Raw genomic sequence first — 25,701 nt, forward strand, 5'->3', positions numbered from 1 at the left:
GACCGGCGGGGTTGCAGCTTCTATTTCAGTCCGCATCCGCCGTCAACTTCTGCTTTTGCGTCCTGCGGGCTTCTTCGCTTCCTCGGCGCCGTCCAGTGACTTCCGCCGACTCTTTCGAAGGGGAGCGGCTTCTACTTCTTCGCCGTCTCCGCTGTCAACCGCTTGCTGTCAGCTTTCCTCACCGCTTTTCGTCCGAGTGTTGCATTCCGGACTTCTTTTCGGTGGGGCGCGGCTTCTACCTCTTCGCCGCTTCCGCCGTCAACTTGCTTGTTGACTGCCCTATTTCCTTGTCGGAGCTACACCTCTCCTCGAAGTACCTTCCGCGCCAGTGCGCGGGCTTCGAAGCGAGGAGGCGAGATCTACAACCACCGCACCTGCTGTCAACTGCCTTGCTGCTTCCGATTCCCGTCCGCCACTGCCCTGCTGCGGCACCATCTAAGAATCGGTTCGGAGAATGTCAACTTCGCGTCACCCTTGAAGCCGGCTCCGCCATTCCCCTTCCCTGCGCCGTTCAGGTGTCACCGGGGTGACGCCTGCGTGTCGCCGCGAGGTGAGCGGCTTATCCACCAGACGGCCGAGCTGCGCAAGAAGTTTGATGCAGGTCGCCAGCGCAGCGCGACGCGGTGAATGGGGAACCCGGAGCGCCTTCCACCGATTCCCCGCTCCGCTCAACTCCCGAGCTTGAGCTTGGCGAGGTCCACCCTTCCCCTCCGACATTTCTCCGCGACCACCACCGAGCGCAGCTCCTGGTATGCGCGCTCGAAGTCGTCGTTCACCACGATGTAGTCGTAGGACGCGATTCCTCGCTCGATCTCCGAGCGGGCGGCCAGCATGCGGCGCCGGATGGTCTCATCCGAGTCCGTCTGGCGGTCCCGGAGGCGCCGCTCCAGCTCCTCCATGGAGGGCGGCAGCACGAAGATGAGGACCGCATCGGGGTGCTTGCGCTTGATGGACTGCCCGCCCTGGACGTCGATGTCGAAGACGGCCGTGCCTCGACGCGTGCGCGCCTCGTCCACCACGGACTGCGGGCTGCCATAGAAGTGGCCATGCACTTCGGCCCACTCCACGAACTCGCCCTGCTCGATCTTCTGCTGGAAGGTGGCCACCCCCACGAAGTGGTAGTCCACCCCCTCCTGCTCCTTGCCGCGAGGGCGCCGGGTGGTGACGCTGGTGGAGAAGATGCCATCCGGCATCTCCTTCAGAAGCCGGTGCGCGAGGGTGGTCTTCCCCGCTCCGGAAGGGGCGGAGAGGACGAGGAGCAGGCCAGGCTGGAGTCCAGAGAGTTCGTTCATTCGACGTTCTGCACCTGTTCGCGGATGCGCTCGACCTCGGCCTTCATCGAGACCACGCGCGCGGAGATCTCCGCGTGCTGGCTCTTGGAGCCTGTCGTGTTCACCTCGCGGTGCATCTCCTGCACGAGGAAATCCATGCGCCGGCCCACTGGCTCGGGGCTCGCCATCAGGAGCCGGAACTGCTCGAGGTGGGTCGCGAGGCGCGTCACCTCCTCGGCGATGTCGGTGCGCTCGGCGAACAGGGCCACTTCCTGCGCCAGTCGCTGCGGGTCCACCGCGACGCCTCGCGCGAGCTCCGCCACACGCTCGGTGAGCCGCTGCTGGTAGTCGCTCACCGCGCGCGGCGCGAGCCGGGCGACTTCCTGGCTCCACCCCTCGATGAGCTTCATCCGGGCGTCCAGGTCCGCGTGGATCGACTCGCCTTCGGTGTTTCGCATGGCCTCCAGCGCGGCCAGCGCCTGCTGGAGCGCGGTCTGCGTGGCCTGGGTCGCGGACTCCACGTCCACGCCCTTCTCTTCCAACCGGATGACGCCGGGTTGACTGGCCACCTGCGACCAGGCGAGGTCCACCGCCTGGCCCAGGGCGTCGGCGACCTCACGAAAGGCGCGCGCGTACTCGCGGGCGAGGGCCACATCCACCGTGGGGACGTTGCCCGAAATGGTAGCCGCCTGCCGGCGCACCAGGATCTCGACCGAGCCTCGCGCGAGGCGGTCCTTCACCTGCTTCACGAGCGCGGGCTCCAGCGCGGACAGCTCCCGCGGCAGCCGAACCTTCACTTCACAGAACTTGTGGTTGAGCGAGCGAGCTTCCACGGAGACCTCTTCGTCTCCTACGCGGGCGCGGCCCGAACCAAATCCGGTCATGCTCTTGAGCATCGGGCCGGGTGCTAGGGGCTTTCCGTCCCAAGGTCAAGCCAGCGTCTTGTGTCCATTCCAATTCTGGTAGGGTCCGCCGCGATGGCGTGGCACAAGCGGCTTGAAACGTGGGCGAAGCTGGCACTGGCGCTCCTGGCCTCCCTTCTCTTCTGGCGCCCCGGGCGTCGCCGGTCCCCCCGCGCGCCCCTGCCCCACCCTCGCAGGGTCCTGCTCGTCCGGCCCGACAACCGCGTGGGCGAGGCACTCCTTACGACCCCCCTGTTGCGGACGCTCAAGGCCCACGTGCACCCGCCCCCGGAGGTGCATGTGCTGGTGCACGCCAAGGTGGCCCGAGTGCTCCAGGGACATCCCGACGCGGACGCGGTCCTGGCGTTCGACCGGCGCCTCCGGTGGCTGGGCCCCCTGGCGCCCGGCATCCGCGCACTCCGCCGCGCGGGCTACGACACGGTGGTGGATTGCGCCAACTGGAGCGCCCCCTCGGTGACGAGCGCGCTGGTCGCCCGGATGGCGGGGCCGAAGGCGGTCGTCATCGGTCCGGGCCTCTGGCCCGTGTCCCTGCTTCAGTCGGTGTCCGTGCCCTCGCGCTCCGACACCCGGCACGAAGCCGTCCAGCGGACGCACCTGCTCACCCCTTTGACGGGTGGGGCGGTCGCCCGCGGACTCTCCTTCCGGGAGCCGGTGCTGGGGGACACGTTCCGCAGCTACCTGGCGACGTTCTCCGGGACGGGTTCACGACGCGCGGTCATCAACCCGGGAGGGCGCCTGGGCGAGCGCCGCATCCCCGCCGAGGCATTCTCGGCCGCGGCCCGCGAGCTCTTGTCGTTGGGCGTCGTACCGGTCGTCACGTGGGGCCCCGGAGAGGAACCCCTGGCTCGGGCGGTGGTCGCGGGCGCTCCGGGCGCGGAGCTGGCCCCGGCGACCAGCATCGACGAGCTTGCCGCCCTCATGCGGGCCGCGGGCCTCACCCTCTGCAACAACACCGGGCCCATGCACCTGTCGGTGGCCGTTGGCGCTCCGACGCTGGCGTTCTTCCTTCGCATGGACATGGAGCGATGGGGCCATGCGGATTCGCCCCATCGGATGGTGGACCTGACGCCCGTGGTGGATGGGCGCTCCGGGGCCGGCCTGGAACAGCGCGTGGCTGAAGAGGTCCGGTCGTTCGTCGCGGGACGTGTGTCGCTCACGGGGTGAGCGGCCGCTCCCGTTCGCTCACCATCCGCGGGACGCCGTCCTCCACGGGCCAGGCCCTCAGGCACCGACGACAGTGGACTTCGGGCGGGGGGCCGTCGTGTTCTTCGACAGGTCCCTTGCAGTGGGGACAGCCCAGGATGGACCGCAGCACCGGGTCCAAGACCATGGGCTACTTCGCGCCTTCGCGACCGAGGCGGCGCGCCAGCTCCGTGGTGCTGTGGTCCTTCGGGTCTCCGGCCACGGCGGTCCGCCCTCCGTAGGCCCGGACCTCATCGCCCTCTGGAATGGAGTCCGGCGTGTAGTCGGTCCCCTTCACCTGTACGTCCGGCTTGAGGACGCGGATCAGGGCTCGCACGTTGGGCTCATCGAAGACGACGACGCGGTCCGTGCAGGCCAGGGCCGCCACCAATTCCGCGCGCTCCGCTTCCGGGATGTGCGGGCGCCCCGGTCCCTTGTAGGCCCTCGTGGAAGCGTCCGAGTTCACCGCCACCACCAGCACGTCCGCCAGCGCCTTCGCTCCCTCCAGGTAGCGGACGTGGCCGACATGCAGCAAGTCGAAGACCCCGTTGGCCAGGGCGACCGTGCGGCCCTGCTCGCGCCAGCGCTCGCGCTCCTCCGCGATGTCGGCCAGGGGGCGAAGCTTGTCCAGGGTGTTCATCGTGTGCTCCGCAGGGCTTCGAGGAGTTCCGCCTTGGAGACCGTCGCCGTCCCTGGCTTCTGCACCACCAGGGAGCCGGCCACGTTCGCCAGCCTCGCGGCTTCTCCAAAAGAGGCTCCGGTCGCGAGCGACAACGCGAAGCTCGCGATGACCGTGTCACCCGCTCCCGTCACGTCCACCGCGGACTGCGCTCCGTGAACGGGGATCAGATCCACGTCGCCCTTCGCATCGAACAGCGCCATGCCGTGCCGGCCTCGCGTCACCAGCAGCGCCTGGCATCCCAGCTTGCGGACCGCTTCGTGTCCCGCCGCCAGGAGGTCTTCTTGCGTGCGCACCGGATGGCCCGCGAGCGCTTCCAGCTCCGGCTCGTTCGGCTTGCACACCGTCAGGCCCGCGAAGGCCGCGAGCGCGTAGCGGCTGTCCACGCAGACAGGGAGGCCGTCCGCGGCGAGCTTCCGCAGCACGGCCCGGACCTCGTCGCTGACGACTCCCGCTCCGTAGTCCGAGACCACCACCGCGTCCGCGTCCTTCGCCGCCGCCTCCACCTGCCTTGCAATCGCCTTGCGCATCCGGGGCGGGAGGGGGCCTCGCTGGCCCCGGTCCACCCGGAGCATCTGCTGTCGCGTGGTGCTCACGCCACCCGCGAGGATGCGCGTCTTCGTCTCTGTCTGGATGCCTCGGCTGCTGACGGCGTGCAGCCGGATGTCCGCCTCTGCGAAGAGCTTGCGCAGCGACCGGCCCATCGGATCCACGCCCAGCGCCCCCACCGCCGACACCTGCCCCGAAAGCGCGCGGACATTGGCCGCCACGTTGGCGCCGCCACCGAGCTTCACCTCCGAGGACTCATACCGGACGATGAGCACCGGCGCCTCGCGGCTCACCCGGTCCGTCTGGCCGTAGAGATAGTGGTCGGCGACCAGGTCCCCTACCAACAACACTCGACGGCGCGCGAACGCGAGTGGCAGACGCGAGGAGGGAGCTGACGGACGTGAAGACGGGGCCGCGGCCATGGGCGCGCGTTGTCCCACAGCGCTCCTGCCCTCACAAGTCGCGCGTCTCCGCCGGAAGCCCGAGGGCCCGCCGCAGATGCGCTCCGCCCTCCAGGACCTCCACCCCCAGGCGCACCACCCAGGCCTCGAAGCCAGCAGGCAACCGCGCCGCGTCCTTCTCCGTCGTCACCACCCACGCCCCCTGCTCACGGGCCCGGGCTTCGACCTGCCGCAGTTCGTCCGAGGTGAAGCGATGGTGATCCGGGAACAGGGCCGAGTCCCGCACGTCCGCGCCAAGCGCGGCCACCGTCCTCAGGAAACCTCCGGGCCGGGCCAGCCCCGCGAGCGCGAGGACAGGCTTTCCTTCCAGCGCGTTCGTCGCGTGCTCGCGGCCCGAGGGATCCCACCAGCCCGTTGGGCCATACCGCGTCCTGATTCGTGGCGCGCTCACGGACTCGAGCCAGGGATTCACGACGGGAGGCGAGGCTGACGTCGGGGCGGCTCGGAGCCAGAGGAGCGTCGCCCGGCGCAGGGCCGTGGGGGGCTCTCGCAGGGGGCCTCGTGGGAGCAGCTGGCCGTTGCCCAGGCCCACCGCTTCGTCCACGACCACCAGGTCCTGGTCCCTGTGCAGACGTCGATGCTGGAAGCCGTCGTCCAGGAGCACCGTGTCCAGGCCGAAGTCGTCCCGGGCCCGGCGTGCCCCTGCCACCCGATCCGCGCCCACGAACAGCCGGACCTCGGGACACCGCCGCGCGAGCAACAGGGGTTCGTCTCCTGCTTCCGCCACCTCTGGCAGTGGTTCGGTCCCCGTGAAGGTCAGGGGCTCCGTGGACTCGCGCCCATAGCCTCTCGTGAGGATGCCGACCTTGCGGCCCTCTCGGATCAACAGCTCCGCGAGGTACAGCACCGCGGGCGTCTTGCCCGTGCCTCCCACGTTGAGGTTGCCGATGGAGATGACTCGCAGGCCATCGACATGTTCGGCCCGCAGCAGGCCGCTGTCGTAGAGGGCGGCCCGCAGACGCACGGCACCGCTGTAGGCCCAGGACACCAGCGCGAGCGGGGACAGGAGAGCTCGGCGGCCCCAGGGCTCCGGCGCCGGCGGATAGAAGAGCCGCTCCATCGCGGTCGGTGAACCAGGGCCCGTCGCGGTCATCGGCGGGACTCCGCGGCCCGCTCGTAGAGCGCCAGGATGTCCTTGGCGATGCGCTCGTTCGTCGGGTGTCCGGTGCTCGCCCTCGCTCCGGACAGGGCGGATGCGACCACGGCCTCCACCGTGGGGACTTCCACCTGCGCGTCCGCGAGCTCCGGGAGCGCCCCCTCCTTCACCGCGACCACCCGGACACCGCAGGCCCTCGCCTGGGCCGCGGCCCGCGCGCTCCAGTCGTTTCCCAAGCCGAGGATCCAGACCTCGTCCAACGCCTGGAGCCACTTCGTGAAGTCAGCGCCCTGCTGGTAGCCCGCGAACGTCACGCTGCCTGTGAGGCCTCGCTCCGCGACCCGCGCCCGGGTCGCTTCGAGCAGGGCGCCGTCCCCGACGAGCACGAGGCGCGCTTCGGGGCGCTGCTGGATGAACGCGGCGAAGGCCTCGACGCCCAGCGCGTGACGCCGACTCTGCTGGAACGTGGAGATCATCCCCACGAGGTACGTGCCCTGAAGGCCCAGGGTCCGACGCAGGGCCTCGCGGTCCACCGGCGGCTCGAAGCGCGGATCCACCAAGGCAGGCAGCACCTGGACGGGACGCTTCCTGGCCTCGAGCTTCGCTTGCAAGTGACTCGCGGGAACCGTGTAGGCGCTCGCTTCCGGCAGGGACCTGCGCAGGGAACGCGGCGCGTGGATGGAGCGGATCCGCACCGCATCCTTCGGCATTCCCCAGCGGGCCACGAGATGATCATGGGTGAAGTGCGCATGCACCACGTCCACCTGCCTGCGCCGGAGGGCGCGCAGGTCGCCCCAGATCTCCCAGGGCGGAGACTTCACCGACAACGCCAGGCCCCCTTCGTCCAACAGGCCCAGCGCCTGGAACCGGGGGACGGCGGGCTCCTCCGCGGTGATGTCCCGGCGCTTGCGGTCCACCGCGACCGTGACCTCATGCCCCAACGCCCGCTGTGACATGGCCAGCAGCGCGACGTTCTCCGCCGGGCCGCTCCAGAATGGACTCGCGAGCAGGTGCAGGATGCGCATCAGCGCTTCACCAGCGAATGGTAGAGGTCCCCGAGGGCCCGTGCCTCGTGCTCGACGCCGCAACGGCCGCGCGCTTCCTCCTCGGCGTTGCGTCCCACCTGACGTGCGCGCTCCGGCTCGCGGGTGAGTTCGTCCAACACCTCACGCAGGCCCTTCACGTCACCGGGCTCGAAGAAGAAGCCCGTGCGGCCGTGCTCGATGAGGGTGTGCAGGTACGGCAGCTTGGAGGCCACCACGCAGCAGCCCGAGGCCATCGCCTCCACATGCACCAACGAATAGCCCTCCACGTAGGACGGATGCACGAGGATGCTCAGTCCCTGGTACCAGGGCTCGATGGTGGACTGCTCACCCGCGAGACGTACGCGGTCCTCGATGCCCTGGCGCAGGCCGTTCACCCACGCGAGGTCCGGCCCCTTCGCCAGTCCGACGAGCACCGCCTGCCACTCCGGCCTCTCCGGCAACAGCGGCCTCAGCGCTTCGATGAAGTCGCCCTGCCCCTTCTCCTTGCGGATGCGTCCAACGACGCCGATGCCATGGCGGCCTCCCTGCTTCAGGCGGGCCCAGGCCGCGTCCCGGTCTTCCGGTGGACGGAAGCGCGTGAGGTCGATGCCGTGGGAAATCACCGTGGACGGGAGCGCGATGATCTCCGCGATCTGCCCCGTGAGGGAGACGAGCGCGTCCGCGCCCCTGGCCAGCCAGCGGGTGAAGCCCGTCGGAGCCATCGACGTGTGCCGGGTGAAGACGAGCCGGACGCGTCCCCCCAATGCCTTCAGGAGCATCCCCGCCAGGAGCTCGTTGTTCCGGTGCGCATGCCAGACGATGGGCTCGCGGTGCGAGCGGCGGATCAGCTCTCCCCAGGTGATGCGCGGCAGGTCCCCCGTCAGGCCCGAGCCGATGACCCGCGTCTCGTCGCCCTTCGCGAGCTCCGGCACCACGGACTCCACGTGCCGGGTCACTCCCGTGTAACGCTTGTGGAAGTGGGGATGGACAATGAGCGTCATGAGGAGGTGCTTCCTTCCTGCCGACGCGGCAGGGCAGCCATGGCTTCCGCGTTGCGTTCGCTGGCCCCGGAGATGCGGCGCACCGTGGCTTCCGCCTTCGCGCCCAGGGCCCGCAGGTGTTCGGGCTTCGCGAGGAGCCCCTCCAGCGCGGCGTGCAGCGCGTCTCCGTCCGCCACCTGGATGCCTCCGTTTCCTTCCAGCACCGCGACACTGTCCCGGAAGTTGTCCATGTGCGGGCCAAACAGCACCGGCTTCCCCTGCCCCGCTGGCTCCAGGATGTTCTGGCCTCCGCGCTTCGTGAACGACCCACCCACGAAGACCACCGTCGCCAGCCGGTAGGCCCGCGACAGCTCCCCCATGGAGTCCATCACCACCACCGGCGCGCGCTCCGGGTTGCCCTGGGAGCGCAGCCCCACGGTCAGGTCGCGCTCCCTCGCCAGGGTCATGATCCGCTCCGCCCGGTTGACGTAGCGCGGGGCGATGACCAGCGACAGCAGGGGCCAGCGCTCCCGCAGACGCTGATACACCTGCAACAGGATCTCCTCTTCCCCTTCGTGCGTGCTCCCCGCGATCCACACGGGGTGCTCCGGGGACAGGCCCAGGGCGCTTCGCAGGGCTTCGTCCTCCGGCACGGGCCCCGCCGCCAGGGCGTCGAACTTGGTGTTCCCGCTGGTGAGGACCCGCTCGGCGGGAGCGCCCAGGCCACGGGCACGTTCGGACTCCTCATCCTGCCGCATCAACAGCAGGTCCATGTCCTTCAGCGGGTTCCCGATGAGGCCGAAGAGCGCCCGGTACCTCCCCACGTTCGCCGGGGAGAAGCGCCCATTGGTCATCACCACTCGGGCCCCGGACCGTTTCGCGGCTCGGATGAGGTTGGGCCAGACTTCCGTGTACTCCAGCACCAGGAGGTCCGGCCGCAGCGCCCGCACCGCCCTGCGCGTCGCGCCCCAGAGGTCGTAGGGCGCGTACACGACACCGTCGATCTGCTTCGCCAGGCGCTCTCTCGCCATCGTGTGGCCGCTGTCCGTCATCGTCGACAGCACGATGCGGCAGCCGGGGAAGCGCTGGCGCAGGGGGCCGAACATCGGCGCCAGGGCCAGCAGGTCTCCCGCGCTGGCTCCGTGCAGCCACAGCAGGGGGCCCTCTCCACGAGGGAGATCTCCCGGCGAGTAGAAGCCCAACCGCTGCTTCAGCCCGTGCCGCGTCTTCCGGTGCAGGCAGAGCACCGGGAACAGCAGCGCGAAGAGGACGTAGGTGGCGACGACGTAGAGCAGGCGCATGGGCGACGTCCCGCGCTCTATCAGATGCCCGGTGGTCCCGGCACCACTCGCACCGGACTGGGGACCAGCCAGGGCCGCCACTCGTGGCCGAAGAAGCGTCCTGGCGCCAGGGCCCAGACCTCCACCTGCACCGCTCCGGGACCGGTCAGCTCGATGTGCGCTCCGTCGGGGCGCAGGCGGCCGTCCCCCCAGACGCGGACCTCGAGTGTTCCAGGGGCGTGCTCGGGGAGCCGCACCGTCAGGACCGTCCCCACGGGGGCTTCCCGCGTGCTCTCGTCGTAGCCCTCCAGGGCGAAGCCCTCGGGCGCTCCCAGGGCCCGGAAGACACACAGGGCCCGGCCGCTCGCCAGGGCCTGCGTTACCTGGGCCGCGGCTTCGCTTGCGTCACTCGACAGCGGACCGGGCAACACCTCCGGCGGAAGCTCCATGTCGAGCGCGTTGAAGATGTCCTCGTACTCGGGCAGCCCGTGCGCGTCCGCGCCGCACAGGGCGATGCGACCGCGCTCACGCGCCAGCTCCAGGAAGCGCTCCGTGGGCCGTGGTTCGGGGGACGCGAGCAGCATCACGCCATGCACCGGGTTGACCAGTGACGCCCCCAGCGCAGGCAGGAGGCGGCTCACGGGGCTTCGCAGTGCCTGCCGGAAGAAGGTGTCCGCCGAGTACAGCTCGAAGCCGGGGACCTGGTGCGCGGTGGCCTCGTCCTTCCAGGGGTTCTTCGTCTGGACGGGATGCGCGAGGACCGCCGTGCCTCCGGCCGCCGCGACCGCGGCCACCGCCTGTTCGGGCGGCCCCCAGGGCTTCACGCCTTCGATGGGCCGCTGCATCCCGAACGCGGCCAGATGGCCCGCGCTGGTCGAGATCTCCACACCAGGGACCAGCAACACGCCGTCCACCCACGTCGCGGCGGGGGGCTTGAGGTCGTTGTGGTCGGTGAGCACCACGAAGTCCAGCCCCGCGGCCTTCGCCGCCTCGGCGACCTTCGCGGGCGTCCCTCTCCCGTCCGAGCGGGTGGTGTGCACGTGGTACGCGCCACGGATCCATGGCTTCGCCCCCGGCACGGGAGCGACCACCGGGTAGTCCGCGAAGCCCGCCGCGAAGGCGAAGAAGCCCGCGATGCCCACGAGCAGCAGCACCAGGCCCGACACGGCGCGCGCTCCCAGCGACACGTACCGCTTCACGGGAGGGGCCCTGGTGGAACAGCCGCGCGTCCCGGCCCGCGCTTCATGACGCGAGGAGGCCCCACCCCGGTCATGCCGCTCCCCGCTCGCTGGGGCTCGCGGTCTGAAGGCGCCACATGGCGGCGTAACGGCCTTCCTTCTGGAGCAGTTCGGAGTGACTTCCGCGCTCCACGATGCGGCCCGCCTCCACCACGTGGATGACGTCCGCGTTCGTCACCGTCGACAGCCGGTGGGCGATCACCAGCGCCGTGCGGCCCGGAAGGACCTTCGCGAGCGCGGCCTGAACCTCCCGCTCGTTCTCCGGATCCAGGCTGCTGGTTGCCTCGTCCAGCACCAGCACCGGCGCCTTCGACAGCACCGCCCTCGCGATGCACAGCCGCTGACGCTGGCCGCCGCTCAGGATGACGCCTCGCTCGCCGATGCGCGTGTCGTAGCCCTGCGGCAGCCCCTGGATGAAGCCGTCCGCGTTGGCCACCCTCGCCGCGGCCTCCACCTCTTCGCGCGTCGCCGTGGGCCTCGCGTGACGCAGGTTCTCCAGCACCGTGCCGTGGAAGAGCAGCGGCTCCTGCGTCACCAGCGCGAACTCACCTCGGACGCTCGCCGCCGTGTACGTGTCCGCGTCCACGCCATCCAGCAGGATGCGTCCCTGCTGGGGACGCTCGAAGCGCAGCAGCAGCGACGTCACCGTGCTCTTGCCGCCACCGCTGCCGCCCACCAACGCCGCCACCTGGCCCACCTTCAGCTCCAGCGACAGCCCGTCGAGCGCCCGACGCGCTCCGTAGAAGAAGCGCACGTCCTCCATCCGCAACGAGTCGCGCAGCGCCGGAGCGGGCACGGCCCCTGGCGCGTCCTCCACCGGATGCTTCAAGTCGAGCAGCGCGAAGAGGCGCTCCCCCGCCGCTCCCGCCTGCACCGCGAACTGCGTCACCCGGCCCAGGTCCTTCACCGGCTGGTACACCAGAATCACCGCCGTGAGCAGCGACAGGAGCGCTTCCGGCTCCATGGCCCGGGTCGCCGCCGCGTAGCCCAGCGCACCCGCCAGCGCCGCCGCCGCCAGCACCTCCATCACCCCCGGCACCCCTCCGCGTGCCCAGGCCGCGCCCACCACCGCTTCCTCATGCGCCTTCGCGTAGGACTCGAAGCGCGCCAGCTCCGCCTGCTGACCGTTGAAGGCCTGGATGGTGCGCAGGCCGCCCAACCCTTCGTGGAGCTGACCCGCGAGCTGCCCCAGGTGGGCCTGCCCTTCGCGTGTTCCCTTCAGCACCTTGCGCGTGAGCTTCGACGCGGGCAGCGCCGCCAGCGGAATCACCGCCAGCATCAGCCCGCCCAGCAGCGGACTCATCGCCAGCGCCACGCCCGCGAGCACCAGCACCTGGAGGGAATCGCGCAGGTACGAGCCCACCGTGTACATGGCCGCCAGCTCCACCGCCATCACGTCCGAGGAGAAGCGGCTGAGCAGGTCGCCCGTCCGCTCCTTCGACAGCTGCGAAGGCGACAGCGCGGTGAGCCGCAGGAACAGGTCGCGGCGCAGATCCTTCACCACGCGCTGCGCGAACAGGCCCATGAAGTAGAACTGGCCCAGATACCCCACGCCCTTCACAGCGCCCACGCCCAGCACCAACACCGGGAAGCCCCAGAGCGCCGCCTCGCGCGGCAGGTCCGACAGCCAGGGCACCCGGTGCGCGCTCGCGAAGCCCTCCTGTCCCCCGGACAACAGGAAGCGCAGTGCCGGGCCCAGCAGGTACGCGTACGCGCCCGTGGCGAGCCCCAACACCGCCATGCACACGAAGGCCAGGACGATGATCCCCGCGTGTGGCTTCGCGTAGCGCAACAACCGCCAGAGCACGCGATGCATGACTACTTCACCACCTTCTGCAATGCCGCCCTCGCGAGCACCGAATACGGGTTCAGCTCCAGCACCTTCATCAGCTTCTTGCGCGCAAGCGGCACGTCGTCCAGGTCGATTTCGATGATGGCCGCGATGATCTGCGCGCGCTCCAGGTACGGGTCCAACGTCAGCGCCCGCTTGAGCACCTTGCGCGCCGCGAGCGCCCGCTGCATCAGCGGCCCCGCCGAGCCCCGGTACATCGCCCAGGCGAGGTACGAGTAGTACTCGGGCTCGTGCGCGTTGAGCGACACCGCTTCCTCGAAGCCCTGGATGGCCGCGCGGTAGTCGCCCCGCTTCATCGCGGACTCGCCCCGGCGCAGCGCGAGCTCCGCGTCCACGTTGATGGCGGTCGCGCGGCCCACCACCTCCTGCCGGCTGAAGAAGTACTGGAGGTAGGCGCGGCGCTTCTCGTCCACGCTCAGCACCCGGTACGACGCGGACAGCTTCTCCTGCACCTGATCCAACAGGTCGCGCAGGTCCGAGATGTCGAACTCCGCGTAGGTGTCCGGATGGAAGCGCATCGCCGTCTCGTGGTACGCGCGCTCCACCGCCTCCTTGTCCGCCGCCAGGTCCAGCCCCAGCCCGCCGAAGTAGCTGCGGGTGATGATCCGCACCGCCTCCTCGCGCAGCGCCGCCGCCGTCTCCACGGGAAGGCTCTTGCGCTTGCGCGGCGCGATGACGTCCGGCTCCGCCGACGCGCTCAGCACGTCCGTTCCCGTCGCCACCGGTGACGGCGAGAACGTCACGCCGCCCGTCAGCCGCAGGAACCACAAGAGCGTGTACGCCGCTCGCAGCTCCGCGCGCCCGTGCGCCAGCAGATCCCTCAGGACGATGCGGCCATTCACCTGCATGGCCAGCTTCAGGTCCTCCGTGTCCAGCGCCATCGCCTGGAGATCGCGACCGAAGTCCGCCGAGCGCACCGGGTATTCGTTCAGGTGCGCGCGCAGGCCGGCCGCCACCACCCGCAGGGGCACCCGCAGCCGGGCGGCCGCCAACAGGGGGGCCAGCGCGGGCTGCTCCACCGAGGCCACTTCGGAGGAGAACTCGTCGCCCGCGTAGAACGCGTACCGGCCCTCCCGCATGCCCAGCACGCGCCCGAGCCGATCCCGGGTGAAGTCGCGCAAGAGGGCCAGCAGGTCCTCCCCCACCGCCTCCACGCCCACGTCCGCCAGGGCCGCGCCGATGCGCAGCCCGGAGGCAAGTGCCTCCACCACCGGCTGCTCCTGCGCCTGCGTGAGCACCTGCCGCTCGCGCAGGAAGCGCGGGAGGGCGTCCTCCTTGGCGGAGGAGTCGAAGTTCACCGGCCCGCCACGCAGGAAGTACACCCGCCGCGAAAGCCCCCGGTGCGCCACCACCAGCACGCCGTCGCGGCGCAGCCGGTGGAGCGAGTGCAGCAACGCCGGCAGCGGGTAGGCCTTCAGCTCTCCCGCGGCCACCGCGGGCCTGGACAGCGTGGAAGAAAGGCCCGCCAGCGGGAGGGCCTGGGCGGCCTTCACCAGCGACTCCAGGCGCGGCACCAGCTCCCCCGGCTTGAGCGGATCCGGAATGTAGGCGTTGACCTTGAGGTCCAACACCGAGCCCACGCCCCGTGCCCGGCCCAGGTGCCCCTTGTCGATGGCCACGATGGGCACGCGCCCGCCCTGGCTGTGCCCCCGGATGAGGTGCACGACGTGCTGGCCCTCCACGCGCGGCAGGTCCACTCCCAGCACCACCACGTCCGGGTTGTCCGCCGAGAAGTGCTCCAGCGCCATCACGGCGTCGTTCACCGCCCGCACGGTGTACCCGGCCTGCGAGAGCAGGCCCGTCAGGTGCTCCAATGTCGGGGGGTGGCTCTCGGCGAGCAGAAGCGTCTTCAAGGGGGCCGCAGTCTACAGCCTCCCTCCCCCCGCGCATCAGCTACGATGCGAGGCCCTTGTCTCCCATGACGCAGCCGCCCTCCCCCCGCATCCTTGTCGTGGCCGGTGAGGCCTCTGGCGACACCCACGCCGCGGAGCTCGTCGCCGCCCTCCAGGCGCTGCGCCCCGACCTCACCTTCTTCGGCATGGGAGGCGCCCGGTTGGCCGCCCGGGGGGTCGAGCTCATCCACGACGCCCGCGAGGTGTCGGTGATGGGCATCACCGAGGTGCTCCCCCGCATCCCGCGCATCCTGCGGATCATGAAGGACCTGGCCACCGCCGCCGCCGAGCGCCGCCCGGTCTGCGCCATCCTGGTGGACATCCCGGACTTCAACCTGCGCCTTGCCCGGAAGCTCAAGGCCCTGGGCATCCCGGTGGCCTACTACGTGTCCCCGATGATCTGGGCCTGGCGCCGGGGCCGGGTGCGCACCATCCAGCGGCTGGTGGACCGGATGCTCTGCATCCTCCCGTTCGAGGAGGCCTTCTACCGCGAGGCCGGGGTCCCCGCTCGCTACGTGGGCAGCCCCGTGCTGGAGCAGATGCCCCCGGCCGCCAGCCCCCGTGAGTTCCGGCAGCGCCTGGGCCTGTCCCCGGACGCCCCCACGCTCGCGCTCCTGCCCGGCAGCCGGATGAGTGAGATCCGCCGCATCCTGCCCACCCTGGTGGGCGCCGCGAAGCAGCTGTCCTCCGAGCGGCCAGGGCTCCAGGTCGTGGTGCCGGTGGCCCCCACCATCGCCCGGGAGGAGATCACCTCCCGCTTCGAGGGCAGCGGCGTGACGCCGGTGCTGGTGGAGGGCCGCGCCCCGGAGGTGGTCGGGGCGAGCGACGCCGCGGTGGTCGCCTCCGGCACGGCGGTGCTGGAGGCGGGGCTGATGGAGCGGCCCCTGGTGGTCGTCTACCGGGTATCGCTGGTGACGTACCTGGTGGGCCGGCTGATGCTGAAGGTGGCCTTCGTGTCCCTCATCAACCTGCTGGCGGGCCGGCGCGTGGTGCCGGAGCTGATTCAGGGCGACATGACGCCAGCGAACATCGCCGCCGAGGTGCGCCGGGTGTGGCTGCCGGGCGGGCCCCGCGACGCGATGGTCCATGGGCTGGCCGAGGTGCGCGGGCGCCTGGGCGAAGCCGGCGCGGCCCACCGGGCGGCGGAGACGGTGCTGGAGCTCCTGCCCCCTCGCCCCGCGGCGGGAGACGTCTAACCGACAGGGTGGGAGCCGCTTCTGGTGTTCCCGCGCCGGGTTTGGGGTATGTCCGCCGGGCCATGAATCGTGCGCTGGTCTGCATCCCCACCTACAACGAGCGGGACAACATCGGCCCCATCACCCAGGCGGTGCTGGCGGCGGACCCCCGTGTGGACATCCTCGTCGTCGACGACAACTCGCCCGACGGGACGGGGCAGCTCGCGGATGAGCTGGCCGCGAAGGACCCGCGCGTGCGCGTCCTCCACCGCGAGAAGAAGGAGGGCCTGGGCCGCGCGTACCTGGCCGCCTTCCGGTGGGCGCTCGCCGAGGGTTACACGTTCATCCTGGAGATGGACGCGGACTTCAGCCACGACCCGCGCTACCTGCCCACCTTCCTGGACACCGCGGAGGGCGGCGCGGACCTGGTGCTGGGCTCGCGCTACGTGGAGGGCGGCGGCACGGTGAACTGGGGCGTGGGCCGGAAGATCATCAGCCGCGGCGGTTCGCTCTACGCGCGCAGCATCCTGGGCGTGGGCGTGCGCGACCTCACCGGCGGCTTCAAGTGCTTCCACCGCCGCGTGCTGGAGAGCATCAACCTGGATGAGGTGCGCAGCACCGGGTACGCGTTCCAGATCGAGCTGACCTACCGCACCCTGCGCAAGGGCTTCACCGTGCGCGAGGTCCCCATCGTGTTCGAGGACCGCCGCGTGGGGCATTCGAAGATGAACAAGAAGATCTTCGTCGAGGCCCTGGGCATGGTCTGGAAGCTGCGCTTCACCGTCTGAGCACCATGTCGATGTCCAGTGCCGTCTCCACCTTCCTCGTGTCGCTGTCCGCCATCTTCTTCGTGGTGGACCCCATTGGCGTCGTGCCGCTGTTCCTGGCGATGACGGCGGGGGACTCGAAGCAGCAGATCCGCAGCACCGCGCTCCGCGCCTGCCTGGTGGCGTGCGGCCTGATGCTGTTCTTCGCCCTCTTCGGCCGCGTCATCTTCCAGGTGTTCGCGGTGTCGCTGGGCGCCTTCCGCGTCGCGGGCGGCATCCTGCTGCTGATCACGGCCCTGGACATGCTGCGCGCGCGGCCGTCCTCCACGCGCACCAGCCCCACCGAGGAAGAAGAAGGCGTGGTGAAGGAGGACGTGGCCATCGTCCCGCTGGCCATCCCCCTGCTGGCGGGGCCGGGCGCCATCGCGACCGCCATGGTGCTGATGGCGCGCTCGGGGCCGTCCTTCGTGTCCGCGCTGCCGGTGGTGGCCGCCGTGGTGCTCACCTTCGGGGCCAGCTACTTCATCCTCAACGCGTCCAGCCTGGTGCAGCGGGTGCTGCGTCAGTCCGGTGTCGCCATCCTGGAGCGCGTGTCCGGCCTCATCCTGGCCGCCATCGCCGTGCAGTTCATCGCCGACGGGGCGAAGGACCTGCTCAAATAGCGTCCGCGCCCGCCACCCACACCGCGCCGTCCCTGCGCACGGTGCCCTGGGGCCGGCTGTCCATGCTGAGGTGCTCCGGGCTGGAGCGCTGGGCGTCGTACGCGTAGCCGCCCTGGACCGCCTGCAGGTACACCACCACCGCGTCCACCACGTTCTCCTGCACGACCTTGAACGAGGCGTCCGCGCACTGCGTGTCGCCAGTGAAGAAGCGCTCCAGCGAGGCCTCCTCCGGGTGGCGCATGTAGACGACGACGGGGGCCTTCGCTTCCTTGCCCTCGGCGACGAACTCCTGGATGGCCCGCGCCGGCCCTGGCTGGCGCATCAACGCCTGGACGAGCGTGCACTTCTCGTCCTCCGCCTCCACGCGCTCCGCGTATGGCACCGTGTGCACGCAGCCCACCGTGCCCACGAGGCCCAGGGCCGCCACGGCGAGCGCCCACCGGATGCCAGGAGTTCCCACCATGTGTCACCTCATGGCTTTCGCCAGCGAGGGGCGAAGGGCGCGTTCGTCAGGGACGGGTCCTCCACCGCGATGATGTATTCCGCGCGACGGTTGGCCGCCTCCGCCGTCTCGTCCGGCGTGGGCACCGCCAGGGACTGTTCTCCGAACCCCTCGTAGAAGACTGGTACCTTCAGCCCGCGTTGGCGGAAGTACGACGCGATGCTCTTCGCCCGCTTGAGTGACAGCTCGCGGTTGTCGTCCGACTTTCCCACCGTGTCGGTGTGCCCAAGCACGTACAGCCGCAGCGACGCCCAGCGGCCATACTTATTCAACGCGTCCGCGATGCTCTTGTAGCTGGCGTCCAGCTTGCCCTTCTCCGCCGGGGGGACGTCCGAGCGCCCGGATGCGAAGCCCACCTCCTCGTGCGGGATGTCCACCTGCCAGGGGTAGAGGTCCACGCCGGTGTAGAAGTCGGAGGTGTCGTAGGCGCGCAGGCGGATGCGCATCACCTGGCCCTCCGCCGGCAGCCACTTCACCTCCAGGGGCGTGCCCGCGGGCGCGCCCTTGAAGTCCACGTCGCCCGCGAAGGCCGTCTTGCCGGTGTCCATCAACACCGTCACCTCCGTCTTCGCGGCCGGGCGGGACAGCGTGAAGCGCAGCGTGCGCCCCGCCACGTCCACGTCCTCGCGGCGCACCTCCAGCTTCAGCGGGCCGTACAGCTCCGTGTCGAAGGCGAGCGGCATGGCGCCCGGCTCCGCGCCGTCCGGGAAGCGCACCGTGAGCTCGCCCTCGTAGTGGAACTTCCCCTCCGGCTGCTCCAGGGGGAGGCGCCGGGTGACGCCCGGCTTGCCGCCCCCCTTGAGCTCCACCGCCTTGCCGTCGCTGCGCTTGAGCTTCACCTCGAAGCCGGTGATGGGCTCCTCGATGCGGATGACGAGCGCGGGCAGGCCCTCGCCCAGCGCCGCGCGGCCCTCCAGCGACACCCGGATGGCCTCCGCGAAGACAGGCAGCGGCAGGCCCAGCAGGACCACGAGAGGTACGATTCGAACGGACATGCGGCGTCAGCCTCGGCGTCGCGGGGGAGGTGGGAAGGCAACTCCAGCCCGGGGAAACGGATTCCCGGAGCCTAGCGCACGCCCACCAGGGTGATGCCTCGCGCGGCGGCCCCGGCGAAGAGGGCGGGTGCGTCCAGCAGCACCGTGCGCCCTACCTCCAGCGCCAGCACCCGGGCGCCCACCTCCGCCATGACCTCCAGCGTACGAGGGCCCACGGCGGGCAGGTCGAAGCGCAGGTCCTGCTCCGGCTTGCAGCGCTTCACCACCACCGCGCCGGGCCCGCCCAGCCGGCCGCCCCGGCGGATGGTCTCGTCGGTGCCCTCCACGGCCTCCAGCGCGAGCACGTGGCCGTCGCGCACCACCACCGTCTGGCCCACGTCCGCCTGGCCCAGGAGCACGGCCACCTCGCGGCCCAGGGCCACGTCCTTCTCCTGCGCGGACTTGAGCGCGGGGCCCGCCAGGTGCCCCTCGGGGCAGAGCACCTCGCCCAGGAAGTCCGTGGGCGCGATGATGGTGATGCCGCGCGCCTCGAAGTCCGCGGCCACCGCGCGCAGGAGCGCGTCGTCCCGGAAGCTGCGCAGGCGCGAGATGATGCGCACCGCGCCCAGGTCCGGCCGGGCTTCGGTGAGCGCCCGCACGCGGCCGATGCCGCCCGCCATGGCCGCTCGGGTGACGCCCGCCTGGAGGAAGACCTTCTGGATGCGGGCCACCTGCCCCACGCGCACCCAGGAGAAGTGGCCTACCTCCTGCTCCAGGGCCGGGTCCGTCTCCCCTCGGTGCGCGGCGACCACCACCTCCAGGCCCCGCGCCCGGGCGGCCCGCGCGAAGAGGAAGGGAAGCTGGCCGTTGCCCGCGATGAGCCCGATGCGCTCCACCCGTTCCACTCCGTTCCCGCGAAAGGGGTGCGCCTAGCGCGTCACGCCGCGCTTGCTCTGCTCCACGAACCGCACCAGGTGCTCGACTTCCGGGTGGCTGGCCAGCTCCCCGCGAAGCTGCGCGAGCGCGTCCTGGAGCCCCAGCTTGGAGCGGAAGAGGATGCGGTAGGCCTCCTTGACGCGGCCAATCTGCTCCTCGGTGAAGCCGCCGCGCTCCAGGCCCACGGTGTTGAGGCCCACGAGCGTGGCCCGGTCCCCCTGCACCGTGCAGTACGGGGGCACGTCCATGGTGACCATGGAGCCGCCGGAGATGAACGCGTAGCGCCCCAGCCGGGTGAACTGGTGCACCGCGACGAGGCCCGAGATCTTCACGGCGTCCTCCACCACCACGTGGCCCGCGAGCGCGGCCCCGTTGGCGAGGAGGATTTCGTTGCCCATGACGCAGTCATGCGCGACGTGGCTGTTGGCCAGCAGCAGGTTGCGGTGGCCCAGGCGCGTGGCCCCACCGCCCGCGGCCGTGCCCAGGTTCACCGTGACGAACTCGCGAATCTGGTTGTCGTCGCCGATGACGAGCTCGGTGTCCTCGCCCGCGTACTTCAAGTCCTGGGGCGCCGCGCCCACCGAGCAGAACTGGAAGAGGTGGTTGCGCTCCCCGAGCGTCGTGCGACCTTCGATGACGACGTGAGGCCCGATGCGCGAGCCCGCGCCAATGACAACCTGGGGCCCGATGACCGAGAACGGCCCCACCTCGACGGTGTCGTGGAGGCGGGCCCCCGGATGGACGACCGCGGTGGGATGAACCTGCGCCATGTCCTTCTCTCCTCAGCAGCGCGTGCGCCGTGGTTACGGCGCCGCGCCCTCGTCGCCCTTGGCGGCCTTGTTCTTGTCCACCACCGTGGCGAGGAACTCGCCCTCCGCCACCTTGGCGCCATCCACCGACGCCAGGCCCTTCGTCTTCCAGATGGCGCCCTTGTGGCGGATGACCTCGATGTCCAGCTGGAGCCGATCCCCGGGCACCACCGGCTTGCGGAAGCGCGCGTTGTCCACGCCCATCAGGTACGTCACCAGCCGCGACGGGTCCATGTTCTCCGTCTTGTACGCGAGGATGGCGGTGGCCTGCGCGAGCGCTTCCAGGATGAGCACGCCCGGCATCACCGGGTGCCCCGGGAAGTGGCCGTTGAAGAAGGGCTCGTTGATGGTGACGTTCTTGTACGCCGTGAGCTTCTGGCCCGGCACGATTTCCACCACCCGGTCCACCAGGAGGAACGGGTAGCGGTGCGGGAGCAGCGCCTGGATCTCGCCAATGTCCATCATCCGCCCTTCTCCTTCTCCAACGTCTCCACCCTCTTGCGAAGGGCGCGCACTTCCTTGAGCAGGTCCGCCAGCTGGCCCGACGCGGCGCTGGCGCGCAGCCAGTCCTTGTGGGGGATGGCCGGACTGCCGCTGACGACCTGACCGTCCGGGACATCGTGGGCGACGCCGGACTGTGCGCCCACCTTGGCCAGGTCTCCCACGCGGATATGGCCCACCACGCCCACCTGCCCCGCGAGCACCACGCCGGTGCCCACCTCCGCCGAACCCGACACGCCCGCCTGCGCGCAGATGAGCGACAGCGGGCCCACGCGCACGTTGTGGGCGATCTGCACGAGGTTGTCGAGCTTCGTTCCCTTCCCCACCACCGTTTCACCCACAGTCGCGCGGTCGATGCAGGTGCAAGCACCCACCTCCACGTCGTCCTCGATGCGGACGATGCCCACCTGGGGAATCTTGAAGTGGACGGGCCCGTCCTCCGCCTCCGCGTCGAAGGCGAAGCCGAAGCCGTCCGCGCCCACCACCGACGAGGCGTGGAGGATGACGCGCGAGCCCACCACGCACCGCTCCCGCACCGTGGCGTGGGGGTAGAGCACGCAGTCGTCGCCCACGCGCGCGTCCTCGCCCACGTAGGCCCCGGGGTGCAGCACCGTGCGGGCTCCCACGCGGGCGCCCTGCTCCACCACCGCCCCGGCGCGCACGCACGCCTCCGGGTGCACCGTGGCCTCCGGGTGGACGTGGGCGGACGGATGGATGCCCGCCGCCGGACGGACGGACGGGTGGAACAGCGCGAGGAGCTTCGCGTAGGCGAGGTGCGGGTTGTTCACCCGCACCAGCGCCAGCCCGTCGCGGGCCGGCGCGTCCATGCCCACCAGCACCGCCGAGGCCCGGGTGGCCTCGAACTGCCGGCGGTAGCGGGGGTTGCCGTAGAACGACACCTCCCCCGGGGCGGCTTCCTCCAGGCCATTCAGGCCGTGGACGAGCAGGCCGGGGTCGCCGAGGAGCTCACCCCGGACGTGGGCGGCGATGTCCCCCAGCCGGTGCGCGTTGGATGCGGAGGGCACGGGGGCGTCCAACGCCTACTTCTTGACCGGGGCGTCCTTGGCCACCGGCGCGGGCTTCTTGGCGTTGTTGTAGTTGCGGACCACTTCGTTGGAGATGTCGTACTGGGCCAGCGCGAAGACGATGCCGGAGTCGCGCTTGTCCAGCACGAAGCCCAGGCCGTCCCGCTCCGCGATGCTGGCGATGACCTGGTCGATGCGGCTGATGATGGGCTCCATCTCCTGGCGCTCCTTGTTGGCCGCCTCGGCGCGGCTGCGCTCGTACTTCTGCGCCAGCTCCATCACCTTCTTCTGGAGCTCGGTGGCCTTCTGGGTGCGGGTGGCCTCGCTCATCGCGCTGGCCTGCTTGTCCAGGACCTCCTTCTCCTTGCGCAGCGTCTCCTGCTCCTTGTCGATCTCCTTCTGACGGTCCTCCAGCCACTTCTGGAGACGGGCCTTGGCGGCCTTGCCGTCATCCACCTCCAGCAGCACGCGCTGCAGGTCGACGTAGGCCACCTTGAGGTCGGCGGCCGAAGCGGCAACCGGGAGGGCGAGCGACAGGACAGCGGCGGCAACCGCCAGGGTGCTTCGAAGCGACATGGGTTACGGCTCCTCGGAAAAGGTGCTGCAGGCTCCGACGTCCACCCGCCCGGCCTGTTCACTCCCGCCCTCGGGAGGCGGAAGTGGGGCCGGGAGGGCCTTGGGGGCGATGCCTATCAGAAGAAGTTACCGATCGTGAACTCGAACAGGATGGGGTCGTCCGACGGCCGCTTGGTCAGCGGGATGCCCCACTCGAAGCGCAGGGGCCCGATGGGTGAGAACCAGCGGAAGCCGAAGCCCGCCGAGTGGAAGAGGCCCAGGGGCAGCTTGTCCTGGCGGTCCTGGAAGAACTTCTCGTTTGAGCCGAAGGCATTTCCCGCGTCGTAGAAGAGCACGCCGCGGAGGCCGGCCTTCTCGAAGATGGGGAACTCCAACTCGAAGTTGAAGATGAGCTGCTTGTTGCCGCCCACCCGGAACTCGGTGACGTTGGCGTCCGGGTTGTCCGCGCGCGGCACCAGCAGCGTGGGGCTGATGCTGCGCAGGTAGTAGCCGCGGATCGTGTTGATACCGCCCACGTAGTACAGCTCGCTGATGGGCAGCGGCTTGCTGGAGTCCAGCTGCTGCACGTAGCCCAAGGTGGCGTTCGTCTTGAAGACGAAGCCCAGCGGCATGGGGAAGTACATGCGCGAGTAGGCGGTGTACCGGTTGAAGAGGAACGTGCCGCCCAGGAACGAGGGCGCCGTCTCCACCGAGCCGTAGTGGATGAAGCCCTTGGACGGGAAGAGGCGGTTGTTGCGCCGGTCGAAGGACACCGACAGGCGCAGCGCGCTGGTGACGCCGGACTGGAACTGGTTGGCGAGCAGCACCGCGCCAATGCCCTGCCCCGCGGTCACGTTCACGTACTCGCGCGTGTACCCGATGGTGGCCAGCACGTCGTCCACCAACTGGCGGCCCAGGGAGACGGTGCCGCCCGTGGAGTTGCGGATGAAGCCTTCGTAGTCCGCCTGGACGCGGAAGAACTCCGCGGACAGCAGGTAGTTCGTGTCCAGGAAGTACGGATCGTAGAAAGACAGCTGCACCAGGGAGCGCAGGCCCGAGATCTGCGCGGACGCGGACACGCTCTGGCCCCAGCCGAGGAAGTTGTTCTGCGACACCTGGGCCGTGAAGATGAAGTTCTCCACGTTGGAGAAGCCCAGGCCCACCTGGAAGGTGCCGGTGGCCTTCTCCTTCACCTCCACCTGCAACACGATGGCGTTGTCGGAGCTGCCCGGGTGCTGGGTGATTTCGACCGTCTCGAAGAAGCCCAGCGCGGTGACGCGCTCGCGGCTGCGCTTGACGCCGGTGCCGTTGTAGAGCTCGCCCTCGTAGACGCGCAGCTCGCGGCGGATGACCTTGTCGCGCGTCTTCGAGTTGCCGACGATGTCGATGCGCTCGATGTTGACGAGCGGGCCCTTCTGGATGTCGAAGGTCAGGTCCACCGTCCGCGTCTCCGCGTTGACGGAGGTGACGGGGTTGATGTTGGCGTACGCATACCCCTTGTCGAAGTACACGTCGGAGATGGCGGTGATGTCCTCGGAGAGCTGGCCGCGGTTGAAGCGCTCCTTGGCGTGCGACTTCATCAGCTTGAGCAGCTCCTCCGGAGGCCGCTCCAGGTCGCCCGCGAAGTCGATCTTCCCGATGTCGTAGGACTCACCCTCGGTGATGTGCAGGGTGATGTAGATGTCGCGCTTGTCCGCGGACAGCTGCACGGTGGGCTTGTCCACGCGCACGTTGATGAAGCCGCGGTCGTAGTAGGCGATCTGGATGACGGCGAGGTCGCGCTGGAAGGCCTCCTCGCGGTAGGTGCCCTCGCCGGTGAAGAAGGACAGGAAGCCGCCCTCACGGGTGATCATCACCGCCTTGAGGTCATCCGCGGACACCTTCTCCGCGCCCTGAAGGGTGATCTGCTTCACCATCACCTTCGAGTGCTCGTTGATGACGTAGACGACGTTGACCGCGGCGCCCTGCTCCACCGGGTCCAGGCGGTACGTCACCTCCGCGAGGAAGTAGCCCTTCTCGACGTACTTATCCTGGATCTTCTTCTGGGTGGCGCGGACGGCCTCGATGTCGAGGATGGTGCCGGCCTTGAGATCCAGCTGCTCCTTCAGGTCCTCCGCGCTGAGCTCCTCGTTGCCCTGCAGCTGCACGGCGCGGATGGTGGGGCGCTCGGTGACGCGCACCACATAGGCGATGCCGTTGGCCAGCCGCTGGACGAGCAGCTGCACGTCCGAGAAGTAGCCCAGGGCCCAGATGGCGCGGAGGTCCTCCGCGGAGCGGTTGCCGGTGAGCGAGTCCCCGACCTTGGTGCGCAGGGCGCGGCGGATGGCCTCCGCCTCCACGCGGCGGTTGCCCTCGATGCGGACCTCCACCACGCGGTCCGCGGGGGACACGTTCGCGTCCTCGTCGTCCGCGGGCGTGGCGAGCGGGACGTCTCCGCTCGTGGCCGGGCCGCCGTCCGAACCGGTGACGGGGGTGGCGGCAGGGGTGGGCGAAGGGACAACGGCGGGGGAGCCCGCGTCCACATCCAATTGGGCGTGGGCAGGGCCGGGCCAGAGCGCCCACAGGGCGACCGCCAGCAGCGGGAGCAATGACTTGCGCAGAACGGTGAGCCTCAAGTGCAGTCCGGCCAGGAAAAGGCGGGGCAATCTACGGGATGGGGCAAGGGCCCCTCAATCCAAAAGCGAGCGGCCATCAGGCCTCCGACACCTGCCCGCCGGCCAGTCTCAGGCGGCGGGGCATGGAGCGAGCAAGCGTCTCGTTGTGCGTCACGACGACCGCGGTGATGCCCAGGTCCCGGTTGACGTCCCGGAGCAGCTGGTGAATGCCCTCACCCGTCGTGGGGTCCAGGTTGCCGGTGGGCTCGTCCGCGAGCAACACCGCGGGCTTGAGCACCAGCGCGCGCGCCAGGGCCACGCGCTGGGCCTCGCCGCCGGACAGCTCCCCGGGGCGGTGATCCACGCGGCTGCCCAGGCCCACGCGCTCCAGGAGTTCGCGGGCATAGGTGTACGCCCCCCCGCGCTCCTTGCGCTGGATGAGGGCGGGCATGGCCACGTTCTCCAGCGCGGTGAACTCCGGCAGCAGGTAGTGGCTCTGGAAGACGAAGCCGATGGTGCGGTTTCGGAACTCGGCGATCTCCGCGTCGTTCATGGAGAAGACGGACCGCCCGTCGAAGAGGACTTCACCCGCGGCGGGAGCATCCAGCGTGCCCAGCACGTGCAGGAAGGTGCTCTTGCCCGCGCCGGACGCGCCAATCATGGAGACGAGCTCTCCGGACTGGATGTCCAGCGACACGCCGCGCAGCACGTCGATGCGCTTGCCGTGCAGGAAGTAGCTCTTGAAGACGTTGCGAATGGACAACAGCGCCATG

24 protein-coding genes are annotated in these 25,701 nt (G+C 70.1%); 4 read left to right on the top strand and 20 right to left on the bottom strand.

Annotation, left to right across the window (positions count from 1 at the left end):
* Window positions 1-668: 668 nt before the first annotated feature.
* Both gmk and GTY96_RS35740 read right to left on the bottom strand, forming a co-directional pair.
* On the bottom strand, window positions 669-1,292 hold the full coding sequence (gene gmk, locus GTY96_RS35735) for a guanylate kinase (RefSeq protein ID WP_143908489.1): 624 nt from the start codon (window positions 1,290-1,292) through the stop codon (window positions 669-671).
* Window positions 1,289-2,167 carry a YicC/YloC family endoribonuclease gene (locus GTY96_RS35740; protein ID WP_143908487.1) on the bottom strand — a complete coding sequence of 293 codons (879 nt, stop codon included), beginning with the start codon at window positions 2,165-2,167 and terminating at the stop codon, window positions 1,289-1,291. Before GTY96_RS35740 ends, gmk begins: the two co-directional genes overlap by 4 nt.
* 81 nt (window positions 2,168-2,248) lie before the next feature.
* Between GTY96_RS35740 and GTY96_RS35745 the strand changes: the two genes are divergently transcribed.
* Entirely contained in the window at window positions 2,249-3,358 is a 1,110-nt protein-coding gene (locus GTY96_RS35745) for a glycosyltransferase family 9 protein (protein ID WP_161667060.1), read from the top strand.
* A 169-nt stretch (window positions 3,359-3,527) separates the two neighbouring features.
* Here the strand turns inward: GTY96_RS35745 and GTY96_RS35750 are convergent, their stop codons facing one another.
* The 9 genes from GTY96_RS35750 to GTY96_RS35790 all read right to left on the bottom strand — a co-directional run bounded on the left by GTY96_RS35750 (window position 3,528) and on the right by GTY96_RS35790 (window position 14,389).
* Window positions 3,528-4,016, bottom strand: coding sequence for an adenylyltransferase/cytidyltransferase family protein (locus GTY96_RS35750; RefSeq protein ID WP_143908484.1), 489 nt, complete (start codon window positions 4,014-4,016; stop codon window positions 3,528-3,530).
* Window positions 4,013-5,026 carry a bifunctional heptose 7-phosphate kinase/heptose 1-phosphate adenyltransferase gene (locus tag GTY96_RS35755; RefSeq protein ID WP_143908482.1) on the bottom strand — a complete coding sequence of 338 codons (1,014 nt, stop codon included), beginning with the start codon at window positions 5,024-5,026 and terminating at the stop codon, window positions 4,013-4,015. Before GTY96_RS35755 ends, GTY96_RS35750 begins: the two co-directional genes overlap by 4 nt.
* A 31-nt stretch (window positions 5,027-5,057) precedes the next feature.
* Complete coding sequence (lpxK, locus tag GTY96_RS35760; RefSeq protein WP_161667061.1) at window positions 5,058-6,158, bottom strand: tetraacyldisaccharide 4'-kinase; 1,101 nt, start codon at window positions 6,156-6,158, stop codon at window positions 5,058-5,060.
* Complete coding sequence (locus tag GTY96_RS35765) at window positions 6,155-7,186, bottom strand: glycosyltransferase (protein WP_161667062.1); 1,032 nt, start codon at window positions 7,184-7,186, stop codon at window positions 6,155-6,157. Before GTY96_RS35765 ends, lpxK begins: the two co-directional genes overlap by 4 nt.
* On the bottom strand, window positions 7,186-8,187 hold the full coding sequence (locus tag GTY96_RS35770; RefSeq protein WP_143908476.1) for a glycosyltransferase family 4 protein: 1,002 nt from the start codon (window positions 8,185-8,187) through the stop codon (window positions 7,186-7,188). The genes GTY96_RS35765 and GTY96_RS35770 overlap by 1 nt, the downstream gene beginning before the upstream one ends.
* Window positions 8,184-9,467 carry a 3-deoxy-D-manno-octulosonic acid transferase gene (locus GTY96_RS35775; protein WP_161667063.1) on the bottom strand — a complete coding sequence of 428 codons (1,284 nt, stop codon included), beginning with the start codon at window positions 9,465-9,467 and terminating at the stop codon, window positions 8,184-8,186. Before GTY96_RS35775 ends, GTY96_RS35770 begins: the two co-directional genes overlap by 4 nt.
* Before the next feature lie 20 nt (window positions 9,468-9,487).
* A complete protein-coding gene (locus tag GTY96_RS35780; RefSeq protein WP_328701117.1) occupies window positions 9,488-10,645 on the bottom strand; it encodes a PHP domain-containing protein in 1,158 nt (385 codons plus the stop codon).
* A 70-nt stretch (window positions 10,646-10,715) separates the two neighbouring features.
* The gene (locus GTY96_RS35785) at window positions 10,716-12,500 is read right to left on the bottom strand and encodes an ABC transporter ATP-binding protein (protein WP_161667064.1); all 1,785 of its coding nucleotides are present in this window, start codon (window positions 12,498-12,500) and stop codon (window positions 10,716-10,718) included.
* A gap of 2 nt (window positions 12,501-12,502) precedes the next feature.
* Window positions 12,503-14,389: a DUF4388 domain-containing protein gene (locus GTY96_RS35790; protein ID WP_143908470.1), complete on the bottom strand. Its 1,887-nt coding sequence runs from the start codon at window positions 14,387-14,389 to the stop codon at window positions 12,503-12,505.
* A 65-nt stretch (window positions 14,390-14,454) separates the two neighbouring features.
* Between GTY96_RS35790 and lpxB the strand changes: the two genes are divergently transcribed.
* From lpxB to GTY96_RS35805, 3 genes are all read left to right on the top strand, one after another.
* A complete protein-coding gene (gene lpxB / locus GTY96_RS35795; RefSeq protein WP_161667090.1) occupies window positions 14,455-15,624 on the top strand; it encodes a lipid-A-disaccharide synthase in 1,170 nt (389 codons plus the stop codon).
* Between the two features lie 62 nt (window positions 15,625-15,686).
* Window positions 15,687-16,391 carry a polyprenol monophosphomannose synthase gene (locus GTY96_RS35800; protein ID WP_143908467.1) on the top strand — a complete coding sequence of 235 codons (705 nt, stop codon included), beginning with the start codon at window positions 15,687-15,689 and terminating at the stop codon, window positions 16,389-16,391.
* 5 nt (window positions 16,392-16,396) lie between these two features.
* Entirely contained in the window at window positions 16,397-17,032 is a 636-nt protein-coding gene (locus tag GTY96_RS35805) for a MarC family protein (RefSeq protein ID WP_407926996.1), read from the top strand.
* Here the strand turns inward: GTY96_RS35805 and GTY96_RS35810 are convergent.
* The 9 genes from GTY96_RS35810 to GTY96_RS35850 form a co-directional block, all read right to left on the bottom strand.
* Window positions 17,025-17,495: a hypothetical protein gene (locus GTY96_RS35810; protein WP_143908464.1), complete on the bottom strand. Its 471-nt coding sequence runs from the start codon at window positions 17,493-17,495 to the stop codon at window positions 17,025-17,027. The genes GTY96_RS35805 and GTY96_RS35810 overlap by 8 nt on opposite strands.
* A gap of 8 nt (window positions 17,496-17,503) precedes the next feature.
* Window positions 17,504-18,529 (bottom strand): OmpA family protein, encoded by a 1,026-nt coding sequence (locus tag GTY96_RS35815; protein ID WP_161667065.1) that lies wholly within the window; start codon window positions 18,527-18,529, stop codon window positions 17,504-17,506.
* Between the two features lie 71 nt (window positions 18,530-18,600).
* Complete coding sequence (locus tag GTY96_RS35820; protein ID WP_143908460.1) at window positions 18,601-19,404, bottom strand: LpxI family protein; 804 nt, start codon at window positions 19,402-19,404, stop codon at window positions 18,601-18,603.
* Between the two features lie 33 nt (window positions 19,405-19,437).
* Window positions 19,438-20,214 carry an acyl-ACP--UDP-N-acetylglucosamine O-acyltransferase gene (gene lpxA, locus GTY96_RS35825; RefSeq protein ID WP_143908458.1) on the bottom strand — a complete coding sequence of 259 codons (777 nt, stop codon included), beginning with the start codon at window positions 20,212-20,214 and terminating at the stop codon, window positions 19,438-19,440.
* A 33-nt stretch (window positions 20,215-20,247) separates the two neighbouring features.
* Entirely contained in the window at window positions 20,248-20,715 is a 468-nt protein-coding gene (gene fabZ / locus GTY96_RS35830; protein WP_143908503.1) for a 3-hydroxyacyl-ACP dehydratase FabZ, read from the bottom strand.
* Window positions 20,715-21,779, bottom strand: coding sequence for a UDP-3-O-(3-hydroxymyristoyl)glucosamine N-acyltransferase (lpxD, locus tag GTY96_RS35835; RefSeq protein WP_143908456.1), 1,065 nt, complete (start codon window positions 21,777-21,779; stop codon window positions 20,715-20,717). The genes fabZ and lpxD overlap by 1 nt, the downstream gene beginning before the upstream one ends.
* Before the next feature lie 15 nt (window positions 21,780-21,794).
* Window positions 21,795-22,355: an OmpH family outer membrane protein gene (locus GTY96_RS35840; protein ID WP_143908454.1), complete on the bottom strand. Its 561-nt coding sequence runs from the start codon at window positions 22,353-22,355 to the stop codon at window positions 21,795-21,797.
* A 116-nt stretch (window positions 22,356-22,471) separates the two neighbouring features.
* Window positions 22,472-24,949: an outer membrane protein assembly factor BamA gene (gene bamA, locus GTY96_RS35845; RefSeq protein WP_186002176.1), complete on the bottom strand. Its 2,478-nt coding sequence runs from the start codon at window positions 24,947-24,949 to the stop codon at window positions 22,472-22,474.
* 76 nt (window positions 24,950-25,025) lie between these two features.
* Window positions 25,026-25,700, bottom strand: coding sequence for an ABC transporter ATP-binding protein (locus tag GTY96_RS35850; RefSeq protein ID WP_143908451.1), 675 nt, complete (start codon window positions 25,698-25,700; stop codon window positions 25,026-25,028).
* Between the last annotated feature and the right edge of the window lies 1 nt (window position 25,701).

The organism is Corallococcus silvisoli (assembly GCF_009909145.1).
GTDB lineage: Bacteria > Myxococcota > Myxococcia > Myxococcales > Myxococcaceae > Corallococcus > Corallococcus silvisoli.